This is a genomic window from Bradyrhizobium sp. Kon10, assembly GCF_055807395.1.
This window is the reverse complement of sequence record NZ_JBVVOZ010000235.1, coordinates 1-269: the sequence shown is the minus strand read 5'-3', so window position 1 is coordinate 269 and position 269 is coordinate 1. Positions and strand designations below refer to the sequence as shown.

Here is a 269-nt window from a genome sequence, read left to right as displayed (position 1 = left end):
CGGCCCAAGTCGACGCTCCCTGCACATGGTTCTGCCACTCCTTGAGGAAGGTCCAGTGTGCACTGTTTGGCGCAACCAGATGCACTATCGGACCAATCTGCTCGAGCTGCTTTCTCAGCTCAAAAGCGAACCGTGTTGGTGAATGCAGCAGGAGACCGCCATTCCCGAGCTGGATAACCGTCATGCGCACCGGGACTGGAATGCCCATCACGCTCAGCGGTCCGCTGTCGACGATCCAGATCCCAGGGGCGACAGGCTTGGCGACATCA

The 269-nt window shown here is 59.5% G+C and carries 1 protein-coding gene; it reads right to left on the bottom strand.

What is annotated here, in order from left to right; all coding sequences use genetic code 11:
• Positions 1-269: DUF4336 domain-containing protein (locus AC0L2O_RS36865; protein WP_473373216.1), on the bottom strand; the 269-nt coding region annotated here is incomplete at both ends.